The sequence below is a fragment of the Oleiphilus sp. HI0066 genome, assembly GCF_001635725.1.
Genome location: NZ_LWFH01001356.1, coordinates 19,742 through 37,419, shown reverse-complemented (window position 1 = coordinate 37,419; position 17,678 = coordinate 19,742). Strand labels below are relative to the sequence as shown.

Sequence of the window (17,678 nt, the reverse complement as noted above, 5' to 3'; positions counted from 1 at the left end):
GGCTTTTTACTACTAAATATCTCTAACTGACATTTCCTACGCGCTCTCCTCATCTGCGCTTATCAAAGTCTTTTTTGACGATCGCTTGAAATTTGATAAGTGCGCCCTCATACAAACTGCCTCAAACCTACTAAAGTGAATATCTCGATGACCAATGCGTTAGAGGTCGTGAGCTTGAACAAGACTTACGACAATGGGCACGTTGCCTTAAAAGATGTCTCCTTGAATGTGAAGAAGGGGGACTTCTTTGCTTTGTTAGGACCAAATGGAGCGGGTAAATCAACGACGCTTGGTATTGTCTCCTCACTCGTAAATAAAACGTCCGGCACGGTAAAAATCTTTGATTATGACTTAGATCGCGAGCTCGAGAAGGCAAAGACTTGTTTGGGCGTCGTACCGCAAGAGGTCAATTTCAACCAGTTTGAGAAAGTTGAGCATATTCTTGTGACGCAAGCGGGCTATTACGGTATTCCTGCATCAGAGGCGAAGCAAACCGCAGAAGTATATTTAAAAGCACTTGGTCTTTGGGAAAAACGCAACGAGCCGGCTCGAATGCTTTCCGGTGGCATGAAGCGCCGTGTAATGATCGCACGAGCACTTATTCATAAGCCAAAATTGCTGATTCTAGATGAGCCTACTGCTGGCGTTGACATTGAGCTGCGTCGATCCATGTGGAAGTTCCTTCAAGAAATTAACGATGCGGGTACTACCATCATTTTGACTACACACTACCTCGAAGAAGCTGAGGAGTTGTGTCGCAATATTGCCATCATTGATAAGGGTGAAATTCTCGAGAATAGTCCAAAGCACGAATTGCTGAGTAAGTTAACCAAGCAAACCTATGTCTTCGAAACGACGCCGCCATTAAGTAAGGCGCCAGAGTTAGATGGATATGATACCGCGCTAACGTACGACGGTGCTATCGAGCTGACTGTCGAGCAGGGAAGAGACTTAGGGACGTTTTTTGATGCCGTCAAAGATGAAGACTGGAAGGTATTGGGTATTCGCAATAAAAGTAACCGTTTGGAAGAGTTGTTTTTATCTTTGGTTAGCTCTAGCCAAGACTTAAATTCGAAGGAGCAAACCAAATGAACGCACATCAAATCTGGATTGCTTTTACGACCATCGTAGTAAAAGAGATTCGTCGATTTACACGAATCTGGGCGCAAACGATGCTTCCACCTGCGATTACCATGGCTTTGTATTTTGTCATTTTTGGCAATCTTATCGGGCCTCGTATCGGAGAAATGGGCGGCTATGACTATATGAGTTTTATTGTCCCAGGCTTGATTATGATGTCGGTGATTACTAACTCTTATGCAAACGTGGTGTCGTCTTTCTTTAGTTTGAAGTTCCAGCGCAGTATTGAGGAAATACTCGTTTCACCTGTTCCAAACTGGGTTGTGCTGAGCGGTTACGTTGCCGGAGGTGTTGCGCGTGGTGTTGGGGTAGGGATTATCGTTACCTTACTCTCTTTATTCTTTACCGATTTAGTTGTTCACAACGTACTGGTGACGGCCAGTATGGTGATAATGACTGCGATTGTATTTTCGCTTGGCGGATTTATTAATGCAGTATTCGCGACGAAATTTGATGACATCTCTATCGTCCCTACTTTTGTATTAACGCCGCTCACCTACCTCGGTGGTGTGTTCTATAGTATTTCGCTTCTGCCAGAGTTTTGGCAGAACGTATCTCAAGCGAACCCGATTTTATATATGGTGAATGCTTTTCGTTACGGAATATTGGGTGTGAGTGATATCGATATTCGATTCGCGTTTGGGATGGTTATTGTTTTTATTGTTCTATTATTTTCGACGGCTTTGTTTTTACTTTCTAAAGGCAAGGGCATTCGCAGCTAGACTGCGATTCTTCGTGGTAACTGCTTTATAGCAATACGAGCGCGACGGAAAATTATTTGAGGTATGTATGGCGATTGTTGAGAACAGCCAGTTAGGTAAAGAAACGAATTATTTAGATCGATACGCACCCGAGGTGCTATTCCCAATTGCACGGAGTGAAACTCGCGCGAGTTTAGGGATCGAAGACACGGATTTACCATTTGCTGGTGAAGATGTTTGGACGAGTTTTGAGGTGTCTTGGCTAAACACTAATGGTAAGCCAGAAGTCGCCATTGGGGTTTTTAGTATTCCTTGTCAGTCGAAGAATATCATCGAGTCTAAGTCGTTTAAGTTGTATCTCAATTCATTTAATCAAGAGAAGATAAAAAGTAAAGACGCATTGATTGAAACTCTAGAGCAGGACTTGAGTACAGCAGCAGGTGCTGCAGTAACGGTTCAGTTACACGACCTTGTTGATATTCAAGCGGTAAACCTACCAGCTGGTGAAAGCGTTGATCATCTGGATGCCAAAGATTTTGTGTACGAGCCAAACGCAGATCTGCTTCAAGCTGATAGCGATGAGCTTGTTGAAGAAACCTTATATTCAGATTTGTTACGATCGAATTGTCCGGTAACGGGTCAACCAGATTGGGGGACTGTGGTTGTTTCCTACAAAGGGCCTAAGATTGATCGTGAAAGTTTGCTACGCTACGTGGTATCTTTCCGCAATTGTCAGGACTTTCACGAACATTGCTGTGAGCAAATATTTACTGATATTTTGGCGAAGTGTGGATGTACATCTTTGAGTGTAATGGCTCGTTATACGCGCCGCGGGGGCTTAGATATCAACCCTTATCGAGCAACCGAAGACCGTGTTTCTGTCTGTCCTCAAACGCGATATGTTAGGCAGTAGTTCTTAAAAGAGAACTATTTGATTTAATCGCGGTCCTTGAGTTTTTCCGCGGCGCGCTCAAGGGCCCGAACAACTAAGTCTTTCTCTTCAGTTGTGACTTTTTCGGTGTCTAAGTACAGCGCAAAGCCGCCTGTTTCATGTTCGATAAAACTCTGGCCAGCGCCAATATCTCTGCGGAAATCGACGATCTGATAAATTGGCACAGGGCGAGAGAATCCTTTTACAGTGATCTCGCCTTTATCTCTACACATTACCTTATCTTTGACTAACGAGAAGGTCTCGTAAGAGATCAGTATTTCTCCAGGCTCCGCTAAGCTCTCAAGACGAGACGCAAGATTTACCTCTTTTCCGATGATCGTATAATCCATGCGATTCTCGGCGCCGAAGTTACCTACCGTGCTGTATCCAGTACTGATGCCGATACGAATTTGTAGAGGTGTTTTGATCCCTTGGCTTTGCCATTTTTGGCGGAGAATCTTCATGTGCTTACGCATCTCGATCGCCATGGCTACACAGGCAAGCGTATCTTCTTTTGGTCCGCGGCTTGTCGGGTCGCCAAAGAAGATCATGATCGAATCGCCGACAAACTTATCAATAGTGCCGCCATACTTTAATGCGATTTGAGACATCTCATTAAAGTAGTTATTCAGAAGCTCAGTGAGGCTCTCTGGCTCCATTTCCTCAGCAAGTTCGGTAAAGCCCTTAATGTCTGAGAAGAAGATCGTTAATTTCTTACGTTGTGTTTCAAGACGAACGTCACGTTCACCGGTAAAGATAGATTGCCATACTTGTGGTGAAAGATACTTCGCAAGCTTATGCGATAGTGAGATCGACTGTTCTCGTTGATGCTGAATCTGTGACTTCGCTTTTACCAAGGCCTTCGCTTGTTGGTGTGTGTAATATGCGGTAACAGCAACATAGACACCTGCCCCAATACCAGCCACAAGAGTCACCAATACCGGCTCATTTATATTGAAGTTAAATCCGAAAATTAAGCCGCTTAATCCTAATGATATAGATGCCGTGATGCAGCCGAGTACTAATAGCTTCATACCTCCTACAACAATGAAGCTAAACGCACCCATAATGATCGAGAATAAAGAAGCAGTGAGGCTGAATTCGATGAGAACAATCGTACACCCAACAATAACACCGTCTATAAGTAAGGTTACTTCACGAGCGGTTGGATTATCAGCAAGTTTGAAATGACGTACGAAGAAATATAAAAGGTGGGGCCAAAGCATGGCGAAAGGCACAAACCAAATTAGGTTCTTATCAAAATGACCTAATAAAATGCCCGTAATAAAGGTGAGAGTAGACGTTAGGTAAGCAAGTACGCGCCCATTATAGGCCGGCATGACTGACGGCGGCGCATCATAATTAATTATACTTGGTTCACTTGCCATAGTTTACTGCCCAAACGAATAAAAGAGGTGTTCGTAAAACTGGGTATTTCCTTTCTTCGCAATCTATTTAGGCAAGCGCGCTTATTCTGTATTATTGCTGCTTGAGTCTTGCCTAGCCTTAATTTTGGTGGCTTAGGTTAGCACCTCCTTTTTTTATTAACAAATGTTCTCTGTGTAAAGCGATTCATCATGAGCTATGAAAACAGCATCCTAAACTTCTTGCATCAGCGCGTGTCTTTTCCACGATTAGTTTCACCTGCACCTGAAGGTGAACAATTAAAAGGTATTTTGAAAAGTGCACTACGTGCGCCTGACCACAAGGTACTTCGCCCAGGGCGATATTTGATTGTGGAAAGTGATGCGCGAACCAAGCTAGGTGAGCTATTTGCGCAGGCTGCAGTTGCGGCCAATCCAGATTGTGGTGAAGCGAAGATCGAAAAGTGTAAAAAAATGCCGTTTCGCGCACCGATGATTTTAGTGGCCGTTTCGAAGAATATCGATCATCCCAAAGTGCCTTATTTTGAACAGGAGCAATGTGTTGCTGCCGGGTTGTCCTACATCCTTTTGGCTTTACAAGCAGAAGGGTTTGGAGGGATGTGGCGAACGGGCGATATGGCAGTCGACTCTGTTGTGAAGCGTGGTTTAGGAATTTCTGAGCACGAAAGTCTCGTCGGCTTTTTATATATAGGAACGCCTGAAGGAGACGCAAAGCGTATTGTAGACCCCGTTTTAGAGGATAGTTTTTCTTTTTGGACTGGCCAATAACGCTCGCGTCGCATGACGGATAAGCCTTGCCGCGGGCAATAAAAGCGGCAATTTATAAGTTATTGAAAAATAAGAAAAAATAATTGGCACTTCTCTTGCTTTTTAACCTCTTAGATTAACTAGGATGAGTTAAATGGCGATTTCATTTCAAAATGCATTAGGTGTTCACCCGCAAGCTGTAGAGCTTCGAGTGCAGCGTGCTGAGTTGATGGCAAACAACTTAGCAAATGCAGATACGCCCGGATTCAAAGCGCGCGACATTGACTTCAAAGCGGCGATGGCTGAACAGCAAAGCATGCTTGATGGGCAGTTAGCGATGAGCGCTACGCAAGGCGGTCACATTGCTCCGAACCAAGGTCAATCCGGAGCGGAAGTTCTTTACCGAACGCCAACTCAGCCATCCGTAGACGGGAACACAGTAGATACGCAGCAAGAGCTTGCTGAATTTACCAAGAATGTTCTCGACTATCAGGCGAGCTTTCAGTTCTTGAATGGAAAGTTTAAATCCCTAAGCAAAGCAATAAAGGGTGAATAAGCATGTCTTTAAATTCCATTTTTAATATTGCCGGTTCTGGCATGTCGGCACAGTCGGTACGTTTAAATACAACCGCTAGTAACATCGCGAATGCAGATAGTGCAGCGAGCAGTACTGGCGAAGTGTATCGAGCGCGAAAGCCTGTATTTGCAGCGATTCAAGAAAGCGCTATGACAGGTGCAATGCCGAGTATGACAGATGCGGGTTCTCAAGGTGTTCAGATTAAAGGTATTGTCGAGAGTGATGCAGCGTTGGATATGCGTTATCAGCCGGATCACCCTTTGGCGGATGAGCAGGGCTACGTCATATATCCCAATGTGAATGTTGTAGAGGAAATGGCTGACATGATGTCCGCCTCGCGCAGTTTTCAAACAAATGTCGATGTCATGGAGGCAGCCAAAACCATGATGCAACGAATTTTAACTTTAGGCCAATAGGCGAGATAGACGATGACAAGTATTAATACCTCCGGTGTTGCTGATCCTCTAGCGCAGTATCGCTTAGAAAATAACGGCGAAGCGGCAAAGAAAGGTGACTTGGGTAAAAACGAGTTTTTGGATCTGATGATCGCTCAGCTCGAGAATCAAAACCCTCTTGAGCCTCAAGATAACGGTGCCTTTATCTCGCAGCTAGCTGAATTTAGTGCGCTAGAAGAAATGCAACAAATTAACAACACGGTGAATAACTTCACCAATAAGTTCCAGTCTACACAAGCATTGCAAGCGTCTGCCATGGTTGGGCGCTCTGTGTTGGTGCCAGGCGCTGAGGCTCCACTTTCGGCAAGTGGAACGATTAGCGGCATTGCAGACATTCCGTCTGGAACTAGCAATCTTTCTATCTCTATTTTGAATGGTTCAGGTGAGCTCGTGCGGCGTGTTGACCTTGGGCAACAATTTGCCGGTTCAGTGCCGTTTGAATGGGATGGTTTGAATGAGCAGGGTGATCAGATGCCTGCAGACAAATACACAATAAAAGCAGAAATAAAAACAAGCGCGGGCGCTGAGCAGGTCGATACCTTGTTTGCTTCGCAAGTGAATAGTGTATCAATCGCTCAAAGCGGCGAAGTGACACTTAACTTGGCTGGCTTAGGTGGCGTTCCGTTAGAGAACGTGCGCGAAATTAATTAATTAATCAGTAGAGGTTCAATATGACATTCAATGTAGCACTCAGTGGATTAAAAGTATCCGCAACAGACCTCGAGGTCACTGGTAATAATATTGCGAATGCAAGTACGGTTGGTTTCAAGCGTTCACGTGCTGAATTTGGTGATGCCTATTCAAATAGCTTTTTTGGCGGTGGGGTAACCGACGTTGGTGATGGTGTGCAGGTGCAGGCTATTCGTCAGATCCACAGCCAAGGTAATGTTGAGTTCACTGATAACGGCCTTGATATGGCGATTACCGGTAACGGTTACTTCATCGTCAATGATAACGATGAAGTGAAATATACGCGTGCAGGGCAATTTGGTGTGAACCGAGAAGGCTTCCTTGTTAATAATACTGGAATGCAAGTTCAAGGTTTTCAGGCTGATGACGAAGGCAATGTGTCTGGTGTGCTTGGTGATCTGGAAGTAGAAACAAATGACTTGGCGCCACGTCAAACAACCTCTGTTAATACTTTGTTGAACCTCGATTCTTCTGAATCAGTTTTAGCGGTTTCAGGTACAACTGTAGTTGCTGATGGTACGGAAGTTGGTATTGCGCAAGCTGGTGCCAACAACAACTACTCAGCTCAGACCGTTACAATCACCTATGATGACGGTAACCCTGCTACGCCGACTACAACAGAGAACGTAACCACTGTCGCTAACGAAAGTGCGCGAGCTGTCGCTGATCGTTTCAGTGCGGTTGATGGTGTAAATGCAACGGCAAGAACAACTGTGACGGTACCAGTGGCGAGCTGGGCTAACACTTCTGATTCAATGACGATTACTGTCAATGGAGTGACGTTTCAGCCATCTTCAGCTGCAACCCAAACCAATGCCGAGCAATTGGCGGACATTGGTCAGCAAATTAACTCGTCTGCATTAGTCGGTACTACTGCTGTTATCAATGGCGCAGGTGACCTAGAAATTATTCAAGATCAGGGTGAAGATTTGCGCTTCGGTGTTGCGGGTGCAGCAGGTGACGCATACAACATTGAAGGCTCTTCTCCTGGTGCACTTGCTTTAGCAGTTGGCGGTACTGTCGCGGCAACGGTTGGTGGTGTTGTCGACTTTACCTTGGATGACAACTTCTCCTTTAGTTCTGGTACCGGCACACTCGTTGGTTCAACCGTTGGTCAGCCATTTGTCAATAATGGCTTTGATCCAACAGATGCAGGTACTTATAACCATGCAACGTCAACAGAAATCTTCGATAGTCTTGGTAACTCGCATATCTTGAACTTGTATTTTGTGAAGCAGCCTCAGCCATCTAACGTGGCACAAGAGCAGAGCACTTGGCAGATGCATGTTCAAATTGATGGCTTCGATGTGGGTGACCCTTTAATTGGCGATCAGGCGTCTCGCGCAACATTCAACGTTGTCTTCAATGGCGATGGTTCGCTTAATCAGACTTTGACCGATGATGTGTTGATTTCTAACTGGGTGCCTCGTGATGAAAATGGTGATCCAAATGGCGCAGCATTACCGATCAATTTGGTAGACGGCGGAACCTTGCCGGTAGAATTCCCTCCAACCAGTTCAAACTTTGAAATCGATATCGCTACACTGACGCAATTCGGCAGCCCGTTTGCTGTGAATGACTTAGGGCAAAATGGGTATACAACCGGTCGACTGGTTGGTCTAGATGTAGACAGTTCAGGTGTTATTTTGTCGCGTTTCTCAAATGGTGAGACTCAGGTTCTTGGTCAAGTAGCTTTGGCAAACTTCCGAGACAAAGAGGGTTTGGCGCCGGTTGGTGACAGTGTTTGGGTAGAAACATTTGCTTCTGGTGATGCTGTTGTTGGTGCGCCGGGGACTGCATCATTAGGCTTATTAACTTCTTCTGCGACAGAGTCATCGAATGTTGATTTGTCGCAAGAGCTGGTGAACTTGATCGTTGCTCAGCGTAATTATCAGGCTAACTCAAAGACTATCGAGACCGCTGATACGATTCAGCAGACTATTCTGAATATCTAATTTTCTTTTTTGATATTCGCCGCCTTCTGGTTGAAGGCGATAAAAAAGGGAAGCACTTCTGTGTTTTCCTTTTTTGCGTTTAGTCCTTGGCAGATAAATTGCTTTATACCTCTTAATAGTAAATATCTGACGAAAAAAGGACACTCAAGTGGATAAAGCTTTATATATTGCGATGAGTGGCGCAAAGCAAAATATGTATGCGCAACGCGCACATTCCAACAATTTGGCGAATGTGAATACCACGGGGTTTAAAGAAGATTTTGCGCAGGCGCGCGCGATGTCTGTGTATGGTGAGCATTTTCCAAGTCGTGCATATTCAATGACAGAGCGTCCAGCGACGCGCTTTGAGCAAGGTCCGCTGCAGGAAACAGGCAATGCGCTAGATATCGCTTTAAAGGGTGAGGGCTGGATTGCTGTTCAGTCTCCTGATGGCGAGCAAGCCTTTACGCGCGCGGGTGATTTGCAGATTGATGTAAACGGTTTCTTGCGCACAGGTTCGGGTCTAGAAGTTCTGGGTGAGGGTGGGCCAATTGTTGTTCCTCCATCGGCTGGAGTTGAGATTGGAGTGGATGGAGCTATCTCCGTTATCCCGCTAGGTGGTGAGGCTGCAGTTGTACAGATTGATCGTATTCGCTTGGTGAATCCAGATCCTGCCAATATGGAAAAACGTGGTGACGGTTTAATGTACGTCAAAGATGGTATTGAGCCTCCTTTAGATGAAACCATTCACGTTGAATCTGGTTTTCTTGAAGGTTCGAATGTGAATGCCGTATCTGCGTTAACCGAAATTCTTACGCTTTCGCGTCAATACGAGCTGCAAGTCAAATTAATGAGTCAAGCTGATCAAAATAGTGAAGCTTCGGCACGCTTGTTGCAATTTTCCTAAATAAGTCAATTTAACGTTGTGGGCGGCATGATTTTGCTGCCCGATTTCAGGTCAACCCCTCGCTTGGGTTGTTCTAGATAGGAGAGAGTCATGCATCCCGCTTTATATGTCAGTCAAACGGGCCTGAGTGCACAAGATACCAAGTTATCGACCATTTCGAATAACTTGGCCAATGTCGGCACCGTTGGTTACAAACGTGATGACGCAGTTTTTCAAGATCTTCTATATCAAATTAAGAGAGATCCAGGTGCGCTTAGCTCACAGGATTCTCAGCTCCCATCAGGCCTGCAGCTTGGTACGGGTGTTCGTGTTGTTGGAACGGTTAAAGAATTTAGTCAAGGCTCAATGCAGGTAACGGAGCGTCCTCTAGATATGGCGATCTCTGGTCGAGGCATGTTTCAGATTGCCTTACCTGACGGGTCTACCGCATACACGCGCGATGGTAGATTTCAGATTAATTCAGATGGGCAAGTTGTGACCGCTAACGGCCACGCCTTAGAGCCAGCCATTACTATTCCAGAAGGAATGAACGAAATTACGATTGGCGAAGATGGCGTGATTACAGGCACTGTTGCGGGTGACCCAGCTTTGCAGAACCTTGGGCAAATTGATCTTGCAGATTTTATTAACCCGCAAGGTTTAAAAGCCATTGGTAATAACTTGTTCCGCGAAACCGAAGCTAGTGGCAATCCAATTGTTGGCACGCCTGGCTTAGATGGAATTGGCACGGTGAGCCAAGGCATGTTGGAAACCTCAAACGTAGATGTTGTGACTGAGTTGGTGAACATGATTACCACGCAGCGCGCCTACGAAATGAACTCAAAAGTCGTTTCGACTGCAGATCAAATGCTGCAGTTTATCTCGCAGAACGTGTAATGCTGTTGTTGAGTTTTTGTCTATGTTGAACGTAATCAAAGCTGCATTGAAACTTGCTAATACGCTTGCCATTTTGGCGAGCGTTGGTTGTGCTGCGATTACGCGAGAGCACCCTGTTCCGGATGATCCCAGATATGCGCCGATCCCTGCGCAAAGCTTGCGCATGGGTGAACCTGTGACCGGTAGTATTTTTCAATCTCATCGCCAGTTTAGTGTCTATGGCGATCAAGTTGCGATCAATGTCGGTGACATCTTGACCGTGAACCTGCAAGAGTCCACGCGAGCGAGTAAAAGCGCAGACACGACTTATGACAAAAGCGATGAAGTCGACTTTAACGAAGCGAATATTCTCGGCAATACCATCAGCTTTAAGGGTATGAGCTTAGCAACCGATCCATCGTTTGAACGCGAATTTGAGGGCTCAGCTGAATCTGGGCAAAGCAATAGTCTTGCGGGTGCTATTTCAGTCACTGTTGCTGAGGTGTTTCCTAACGGATTACTTCGCGTGCAAGGTGAGAAATGGTTGAGTTTGAATCAAGGGGATGAGTACATCCGTTTAACTGGTCTGATTCGACCTCAAGATATCGGTATTGATAACACGGTTCCGTCTTCAAAAATTGCGAATGCCCGAATCGCATATGGTGGCACGGGTGAGTTTGATCAAGTGAATCGACAAGGTTGGTTGACGCGATTCTTTAACAGCGAATGGTGGCCTCTGTAGTAGGGAGCGTTAATGATGCTGAGACAATTATCTTTTCTAATAAATTTATTATGTATCGTGCTAGTAAGTGTGTGGTTACTATCGCCTGCGCACGCAGATAGATTGAAAGATATGGCAAGTATTGAAGGTGTCCGAAGCAACCAATTGATCGGTTATGGTCTCGTTGTTGGTTTAGATGGCACGGGTGATAAAACCCCATTTACGAGCCAAACATTCCGTAATTTGATGAATCAATTTGGTATCACGATTCCACCTGGTGTTGATCCAAAAGCGAAGAATATTGCAGCGGTTGCTGTGCATGCGGATTTGCCCGCGTTCGCCAAACCTGGCCAACGCATTGATGTCACGGTATCAAGCCTCGGTGATTCGAAGAGCCTACGTGGCGGGTCTTTGCTAATGACACCGCTTAAAGGTGCCGATGGTCGAATTTATGCCATGTCGCAGGGCAGTTTGGTCGTTGGTGGTTTTGGTGCAGATGGTAGCGATGGTTCATCGATTACGGTGAATGTTCCAAGTGTGGGGCGTATACCAAATGGTGCGACGGTAGAGCGCGGTATTGCGAGTCCGTTTAGCCAAGGCGATACGATCACATTTAATTTGCATCAGCCTGACTTTACAACGGCCATGAACGTCTCGCAGCAAATCAACGATATGCTTGGTCCGGACACAGCCTATGCGCAAGACGGCACATCAATTCGTGTGCGTGCTCCGAGGGACTCAGCGCAGCGCGTGTCGTATCTCGCAATGCTAGAAAATCTGAATGTTGAGCCAGGTGAGGCTGCCGCAAAAGTCATTATTAATTCGCGAACTGGAACCATCGTTGTTGGGCAAAATGTAAAAGTACTTCCTGCCGCTGTAACCCATGGCAGTTTGACGGTGACGATCAACGAGCAAGCTGAAGTCAGCCAACCTAATCCATTTTCGGACGGCCAAACAGTCGTTGTGCCGCGTTCAGATGTCAGTGCTGAACAAGAAAAAGGCCGCATGTTTGAGTTTGGTCCTGCGACCACGCTTAGTGAGATTGTACAAGCTGTTAACCGTGTAGGAGCAGCACCTGGCGATATCATGGCGGTGCTAGAAGCGCTCAAACAAGCTGGCGCACTGAAAGCGGATTTGGTGGTGATCTAATGATCCAAACGCCAGACGTCTCCAACTACAACGATTTATCTGCGCTGCAGGGGCTAAAGTCTGCCTCAACTAAAGATACACGAGAGGGTATCAAAGCAGTTGCCGAGCAGTTTGAGTCCTTGTTTATTTCAATGATGCTCAAATCAATGCGAGAGGCGAATAAGGGCTTTTCAGAAGGCAATATTCTTTCTAGTAATGAGAGCGAATTCTATCAAGAAATGTTCGACTCCCAGATTTCTGTGTCATTGGCGGGGAAAAACGGCGGCGGTATTGGCCTCGCTGAAGTTATCGAGCGCCAGATATTAGAAAGTAAGGGCTTAGTACCGAGCGACCTCAGTATCGCGAACAAGAAGATGTCCTTGAGCGATTATGAGCGTAAAGGCTTCCCTCGATTAGAGCCTGCGAAGCTCGTTGAAGCAATGCAACAAGTTGATCAATTGAGTGCTAAGCAAGCGAATGATGCGAGCAATGAAGAGAATGCTTCATTGTTAACGTCAGGAACTAGCGAGCTTAAAAAGACTGTATTTAATAGTCCAAATGATTTTATTGCATCGCTTGCTCCGATTGCTCAAAAAATCGAAGCCCAAACTGGCATCTCAGCCAAACTCATGTTGGCTCAGTCAGCGCTTGAAACTGGTTGGGGAAACAAACCAATATTGCGTGAAGATGGAGCTCCAAGTTTCAACCTATTTGGCATTAAGGCCAATAATGGTTGGCAAGGTGACAGTACCAATATTCTTACCACTGAGTTTCATCAGGGAGTCGCCTTAAAGCAGCGTGATAGCTTTAGAACCTATCAATCTTATGAAGAAAGCTTTGCTGATTATGCCAAGTTCTTAGAAGGCAATCCGCGTTATGAAGAAGCGCTTTCTATGAAAGAACAGCCGATCGCCTTTGCGCAAGCATTGCAGCAATCTGGTTATGCGACTGATCCAGAGTACGCGAACAAAATTGGAAATATTGTTCAGAATCGTTTGTCAGACATGGATGCCATCTTTCAATCAGTAAAGGGTGGTAACTAGACGTGGCTGATTTAATTAACATAGGTATTAGTGGCTTAAAAACGCATCAGGTTGGCCTGTCTGTCACAGGTAATAACGTTGCGAACATTAATACGCCTGGATATAGCCGCCAAGAAGCGATCTTTGTTGATAAACCAGGGGAGCTAACGGCTGCAGGTTATGTTGGGCAGGGCGCAAGTGTTGATGCGATTCGTCGTATTACATCGGACTTTGTTTTGGCGCAGCAGCGTTTTGATACCAGTATTTATAACGAACGTGAGGCGATTCTTGATCAAGCTTCTGTTATCGATAATCTTTTAGCGAGCGAGGCAACAGGCTTAACGCCATCGCTGAGCCGTTTCTTTGAATCTTTGCAAGGCGCGGCTGAAGACCCAACTTCTGTACCTCAGCGTCAATTATTGCTCACGCAAGCTGAAGGCTTAGTGTCGCGCTTTCAAACATTGGCGGCGCGCCTTGAAGGCGTAGTTGCGAATATCAATCAGAATCTTGAAGCGGATGTTTCGTCGATCAATGCGCTGGCGCAGGGGCTTGCTGAAACGAATGCAGCTATCGCACTCGCTAGTAGTTCTACAGGTGAAGGTCAAAAGCCGAATCAATTGCTTGATGAACGCGACGAGCTATTGCGTGAACTATCTGAATACGTTCAACTTTCTGTTGTTGAAAACCCGAACAACGGAACAGTAAATGTGTATCTCGGAAAAGGCGACCCGCTCGTATTAGGCAATTCTGCGTCTCAGCTACAGACCATTCGTAATCCTGCTGATGGACGCTTATTAGATCTCGCCATCGTCAAAGATGGGCTACAGCAAAACATCACCGATAATGTTACTGGTGGCTCCGTCGGTGGCTTATTAGCGTTTCGCGATGGAGAGCTGACCACATCCATTAATGCCATTGGTCGTATTGCCATGACATTAGCGGATTCGATGAACGATCAGCATGCCGTGGGCATGGATCTAGAGAACAATTTAGGCGGTTTGTTTTTCGCCGATATTAATGACCCAGCCGTTGCAGCGGAGCGTGTTCTTGCAAACTCATTAAACACACCACCTTACGATCAATCGGTATCGATTTTTATTCAAGATACATCCCAGCTCACCACGGATAATTATGAGTTGAGATTTGAAGGGCCGACCGATGCCGACTTTATTGTGGTGAATCAATCCACAGACGAAACCGTTTATAAATCGACCCTGTCGAATGTTTTCCCTAGTCGCGTTTCGATCGATGGTTTTCAGTTATCGTTTAATGGTGGCACCTTCAAAGAAGGGGATCGCTTTACGCTTTATCCCACGCAAGCTGGCGCTATCAATTTTGAGCAAGTGATTGATCGAGTCGATGAGATCGCTTTAGCATCGCCCATTCGTTCGCGCAGTAGCTTAGGTAATATTGGTAACGCTCAAATTACGCTAGGTGAAATGCTCGATGTTAATAACCCTCTGACCAATCAACCTTTGTCAGAATTTGCAGTGCCAGGTGAGCTGAGCCCTCCTTTGTTGATTCGCTTCGTCACAGACAATTATTACGAAGTGCTTGATAACAGCAATCCGGCTAGTCCTGAGCCTTTGTCGCCACCGATCAATAACCAGTTTTATGCGCAAGGCTTAAGCAACATGTTGTTTACGTCCGACCCAGGTGAAACCTTAGTGTCGGCAACAGGGCCAGATACCTTGACGCTACCAGCAGCTGGCGCGGGACCTTTTGTAAACGGTTATGGCGCGCAAACCTTACAAGTTCAGTCGCGAGACACCAATACCGGAATCGTGACATCGCAAACAGTGAATATTGCGGCTAACAGCTCCGCCAGACAAATCGCACAAGACCTCACTGCCGTCGAGGGCATTAAAGCAAATGCCTACACGCAAGTGCGACTCACTAATTTTGTAGATGATGGTGACCCGAACCCTTTAGGTTTAATCATTAATGGTGAGACGATTACCGTTACGCCTCCTGCTACCTATACGCCAGTAGAAATAGCGCGTGCCATTAACGATAACCCTAACCTTGACGTTATTGCTGTCAGTGATGGAACCCAAATAGACCTGCGTTCTGTGACGGGCGAAGACATTGTTATTGAGGTGACGGGTCTTGGTGATAGTGTCGATGTAAGTCGTATTGATCCGTATGCTGCTGGTTCGCCAGTTGTCGCCACGCAAACCGTCAACTCTGCACAAGGTATAGCGGTGGCTGGTGCTGTTGATATGTCGATGGCGCAAGGTATTTCATTTACGAGCAATACGGCGACAGTGTTTGATTTAGCGCCGCCAGCATTATCAGCTTATCGTGGTTTTACGTTTGAAATTCAAGGCGAAAGTGTAAAAGGGGATGAGTTCACCATTGAATACAATACCGATGGTGTATCTGATAACAGAAATGCCTTAGCGATGGCGGGGCTCGAGTTTGAAGGCTTAGTTGAGGGTTCGGTCTCGTATGGTGAGTCTTATGCGCAAGTGGTCGAGAAAGTCGGCACTGTAACCAATAGAGCGCGTCTTGAGAGTGAGTCTGCCAAGGCTTTGCTAGATCAAACATCCGGTCTAAGAGACTCGATCGCAGCGGTGAACTTAGATGAAGAAGCAGGCAAATTAGTGCAGTTTCAGGCTGCATATAACGCCTCTGCACAGGTGGTCTCGGTGGCACGAGATTTATTCGATACCCTGCTAGGCGCATTTAGATAGAGATAGGAACGAGCACATATGAGAATCTCTACAGTACAGATCTATGACAGAGCGATGTCGTCTATTCAAGATGTCACCGCGCAACAACAGAAAACGCAGCAGCAGCTCGCGTCGGGCAAGCGCGTACTGACGCCAGCCGATGATCCTGTTGCTTCCACGCGTATTCTAGAGCTGAAACAGGAGCTGTCGGTTAATCAGCAGTTTCAACGAAATGTTGAATTGGCTGAAGGGCGTTTATCACTGCAAGATGATCGCTTAGGTGGCATCAACGAAGTGATTGAGCGTTTGAGAACGCTTGCGGTTTCAGCGGGTAATGGTGCGCTTACAAAAGACGATCTAGGTTCGATCGCCGCAGAAGTAGAGTCACGTCTAGACCAGTTAGCAGGGCTACTCAATGCACGCGATGCAAGTGGCGAGTATGTATTCAGCGGATTTCAAGGCGGAACACAGCCCTTTCAACAAGACGATTCTGGTTCGTATCGCTACCATGGTGATGAAGGGGTTCGTTACGTTCAAATCGACGCTTCAGTCACTATTCAATCAACTATCAATGGGCAGGCTATTTTCGAAGATATGCCCACCTATACGAACTCATTCTTCACGCGAGCCAGCGAGGGAAACCAAGCAGAGCCGCCGGCAACAATTACGGTCGGTCAAGTGGTCGATCAAGCTGACTATGATGCGTTTTATCCTGAAGATTTGGTGATTGAATTTACATCGCCAAACACGTTTGATCTCCGTGAGAAATCGACAGGGGTAACACTTCAGTCGAATGTCGCGTATGCACCAAATGGCACGATCAACGCTCAGGGTACTCAGTTCGAAATTCGGGGAGCGCCAGCCACGGGCGACACATTTACAGTTGAATCTACCGAGAAGCAAGGTTTGCTTACAACGGTAGAGAAGTTCGTCTACGGCTTACGTAACTTCGCGCCGACGACAGATGGGCGCGAAGCGTTTGAATCTTTACTAGAAGGGACGATTGCCAACTTTGATTTTGCGGCAACATCGGTACTTGAGGCGCGAGGACAATTGGGTGCGCGTCTCAATACGCTCGACACAGGGCTAGAGCAGTTAAAAGATGCGGAGATTCTTACCCAAGAAGTACTAGGTAACTTGGAATCCATTGATTACGCAGAAACAGTAAGTTTGCTGTCATTACAGCAATTTAGCTTGGATGCCGCGTATTCATCTTTTAATCGTATTACCTCGCTGTCTTTGTTTGATCGGATCAGATAAGGTACACGTACTGAAGGTGCATTGGATCTAAAAACATAATCAGGAAGACAGTGAATGAGTGCGATTTACGATATTGAAGTCACCACAATCAAAGGTGAAACCAAGTCTCTATCAGACTACAAGGGCAAGACATTACTCGTAGTAAATACAGCCAGTAAGTGTGGTTTTACACCGCAGTTCAAAGGTTTGGAATCGTTGTACGAAACCTACAAAGAACAGGGTCTAGAAATCTTGGGCTTTCCTTGCAATCAGTTCTTAAGCCAAGACCCAGGTAGCGACAGTCAAATTAGCGAGTTTTGCGAGCTAAATTATGGTGTCACATTCCCGATGTTCAGTAAGGTCGACGTGAATGGCCCTGACACACACCCTTTATTCTCGTTGTTAAAAACAAATGCTAAAGGGATGCTCGGTTCTGAGAAAATTAAATGGAACTTCACCAAGTTTTTGGTCAATGCTGAGGGAGAGATCTTGAAGCGCTACGCACCTAAGACTGAGCCGAAAGCCATCGAGCAAGATATTAAAGATTTGCTGGCCTAGTGCCTCAGGTATT

The 17,678-nt window shown here is 46.0% G+C and carries 17 protein-coding genes; 16 read left to right on the top strand and 1 reads right to left on the bottom strand.

What is annotated here, in order from left to right:
• Positions 1 to 147 precede the first annotated feature (147 nt).
• The 3 genes from A3738_RS20530 (at position 148) to queF (ending at position 2,754) form a co-directional block, all read left to right on the top strand.
• Positions 148 to 1,092, top strand: coding sequence for an ABC transporter ATP-binding protein (locus A3738_RS20530; RefSeq protein ID WP_068476550.1), 945 nt, complete (start codon positions 148 to 150; stop codon positions 1,090 to 1,092).
• The gene (locus tag A3738_RS20525) at positions 1,089 to 1,862 is read left to right on the top strand and encodes an ABC transporter permease (RefSeq protein ID WP_068473135.1); all 774 of its coding nucleotides are present in this window, start codon (positions 1,089 to 1,091) and stop codon (positions 1,860 to 1,862) included. Before A3738_RS20530 ends, A3738_RS20525 begins: the two co-directional genes overlap by 4 nt.
• A gap of 67 nt (positions 1,863 to 1,929) precedes the next feature.
• The gene (queF, locus tag A3738_RS20520) at positions 1,930 to 2,754 is read left to right on the top strand and encodes an NADPH-dependent 7-cyano-7-deazaguanine reductase QueF (protein WP_068476548.1); all 825 of its coding nucleotides are present in this window, start codon (positions 1,930 to 1,932) and stop codon (positions 2,752 to 2,754) included.
• A gap of 23 nt (positions 2,755 to 2,777) precedes the next feature.
• Here queF and A3738_RS20515 read toward each other — a convergent pair whose 3' ends face one another.
• Positions 2,778 to 4,160, bottom strand: coding sequence for an adenylate/guanylate cyclase domain-containing protein (locus A3738_RS20515; protein ID WP_068476546.1), 1,383 nt, complete (start codon positions 4,158 to 4,160; stop codon positions 2,778 to 2,780).
• Between the two features lie 189 nt (positions 4,161 to 4,349).
• Here A3738_RS20515 and A3738_RS20510 point away from each other — a divergent pair, with 189 nt between their 5' ends.
• The 13 genes from A3738_RS20510 to A3738_RS20450 all read left to right on the top strand — a co-directional run bounded on the left by A3738_RS20510 (position 4,350) and on the right by A3738_RS20450 (position 17,665).
• The gene (locus tag A3738_RS20510) at positions 4,350 to 4,925 is read left to right on the top strand and encodes a nitroreductase family protein (RefSeq protein ID WP_068476545.1); all 576 of its coding nucleotides are present in this window, start codon (positions 4,350 to 4,352) and stop codon (positions 4,923 to 4,925) included.
• A gap of 133 nt (positions 4,926 to 5,058) precedes the next feature.
• Positions 5,059 to 5,460, top strand: coding sequence for a flagellar basal body rod protein FlgB (gene flgB, locus A3738_RS20505; RefSeq protein ID WP_068476543.1), 402 nt, complete (start codon positions 5,059 to 5,061; stop codon positions 5,458 to 5,460).
• A 2-nt stretch (positions 5,461 to 5,462) separates the two neighbouring features.
• Positions 5,463 to 5,897 carry a flagellar basal body rod protein FlgC gene (gene flgC / locus A3738_RS20500; RefSeq protein ID WP_068476541.1) on the top strand — a complete coding sequence of 145 codons (435 nt, stop codon included), beginning with the start codon at positions 5,463 to 5,465 and terminating at the stop codon, positions 5,895 to 5,897.
• A gap of 12 nt (positions 5,898 to 5,909) precedes the next feature.
• Positions 5,910 to 6,587, top strand: coding sequence for a flagellar hook assembly protein FlgD (locus A3738_RS20495; protein ID WP_068476539.1), 678 nt, complete (start codon positions 5,910 to 5,912; stop codon positions 6,585 to 6,587).
• Between the two features lie 20 nt (positions 6,588 to 6,607).
• A complete protein-coding gene (locus A3738_RS20490; RefSeq protein WP_068476537.1) occupies positions 6,608 to 8,581 on the top strand; it encodes a flagellar hook protein FlgE in 1,974 nt (657 codons plus the stop codon).
• Positions 8,582 to 8,729: 148 nt separating this feature from the next.
• Complete coding sequence (gene flgF, locus A3738_RS20485) at positions 8,730 to 9,467, top strand: flagellar basal-body rod protein FlgF (RefSeq protein ID WP_068476536.1); 738 nt, start codon at positions 8,730 to 8,732, stop codon at positions 9,465 to 9,467.
• 90 nt (positions 9,468 to 9,557) lie between these two features.
• On the top strand, positions 9,558 to 10,343 hold the full coding sequence (flgG, locus tag A3738_RS20480; protein ID WP_068476533.1) for a flagellar basal-body rod protein FlgG: 786 nt from the start codon (positions 9,558 to 9,560) through the stop codon (positions 10,341 to 10,343).
• Positions 10,344 to 10,365: 22 nt separating this feature from the next.
• Positions 10,366 to 11,064 (top strand): flagellar basal body L-ring protein FlgH, encoded by a 699-nt coding sequence (flgH, locus tag A3738_RS20475; protein ID WP_068476531.1) that lies wholly within the window; start codon positions 10,366 to 10,368, stop codon positions 11,062 to 11,064.
• 15 nt (positions 11,065 to 11,079) lie between these two features.
• On the top strand, positions 11,080 to 12,192 hold the full coding sequence (locus A3738_RS20470; protein WP_068476649.1) for a flagellar basal body P-ring protein FlgI: 1,113 nt from the start codon (positions 11,080 to 11,082) through the stop codon (positions 12,190 to 12,192).
• Positions 12,192 to 13,214 (top strand): flagellar assembly peptidoglycan hydrolase FlgJ, encoded by a 1,023-nt coding sequence (flgJ, locus tag A3738_RS20465; protein WP_068476529.1) that lies wholly within the window; start codon positions 12,192 to 12,194, stop codon positions 13,212 to 13,214. The genes A3738_RS20470 and flgJ overlap by 1 nt, the downstream gene beginning before the upstream one ends.
• Positions 13,215 to 13,216: 2 nt before the next feature.
• Complete coding sequence (flgK, locus tag A3738_RS20460) at positions 13,217 to 15,889, top strand: flagellar hook-associated protein FlgK (protein ID WP_068763815.1); 2,673 nt, start codon at positions 13,217 to 13,219, stop codon at positions 15,887 to 15,889.
• Between the two features lie 18 nt (positions 15,890 to 15,907).
• Positions 15,908 to 17,128 carry a flagellar hook-associated protein FlgL gene (flgL, locus tag A3738_RS20455; RefSeq protein ID WP_068476525.1) on the top strand — a complete coding sequence of 407 codons (1,221 nt, stop codon included), beginning with the start codon at positions 15,908 to 15,910 and terminating at the stop codon, positions 17,126 to 17,128.
• A 54-nt stretch (positions 17,129 to 17,182) separates the two neighbouring features.
• Entirely contained in the window at positions 17,183 to 17,665 is a 483-nt protein-coding gene (locus A3738_RS20450) for a glutathione peroxidase (protein WP_068475668.1), read from the top strand.
• Positions 17,666 to 17,678: the final 13 nt, after the last annotated feature.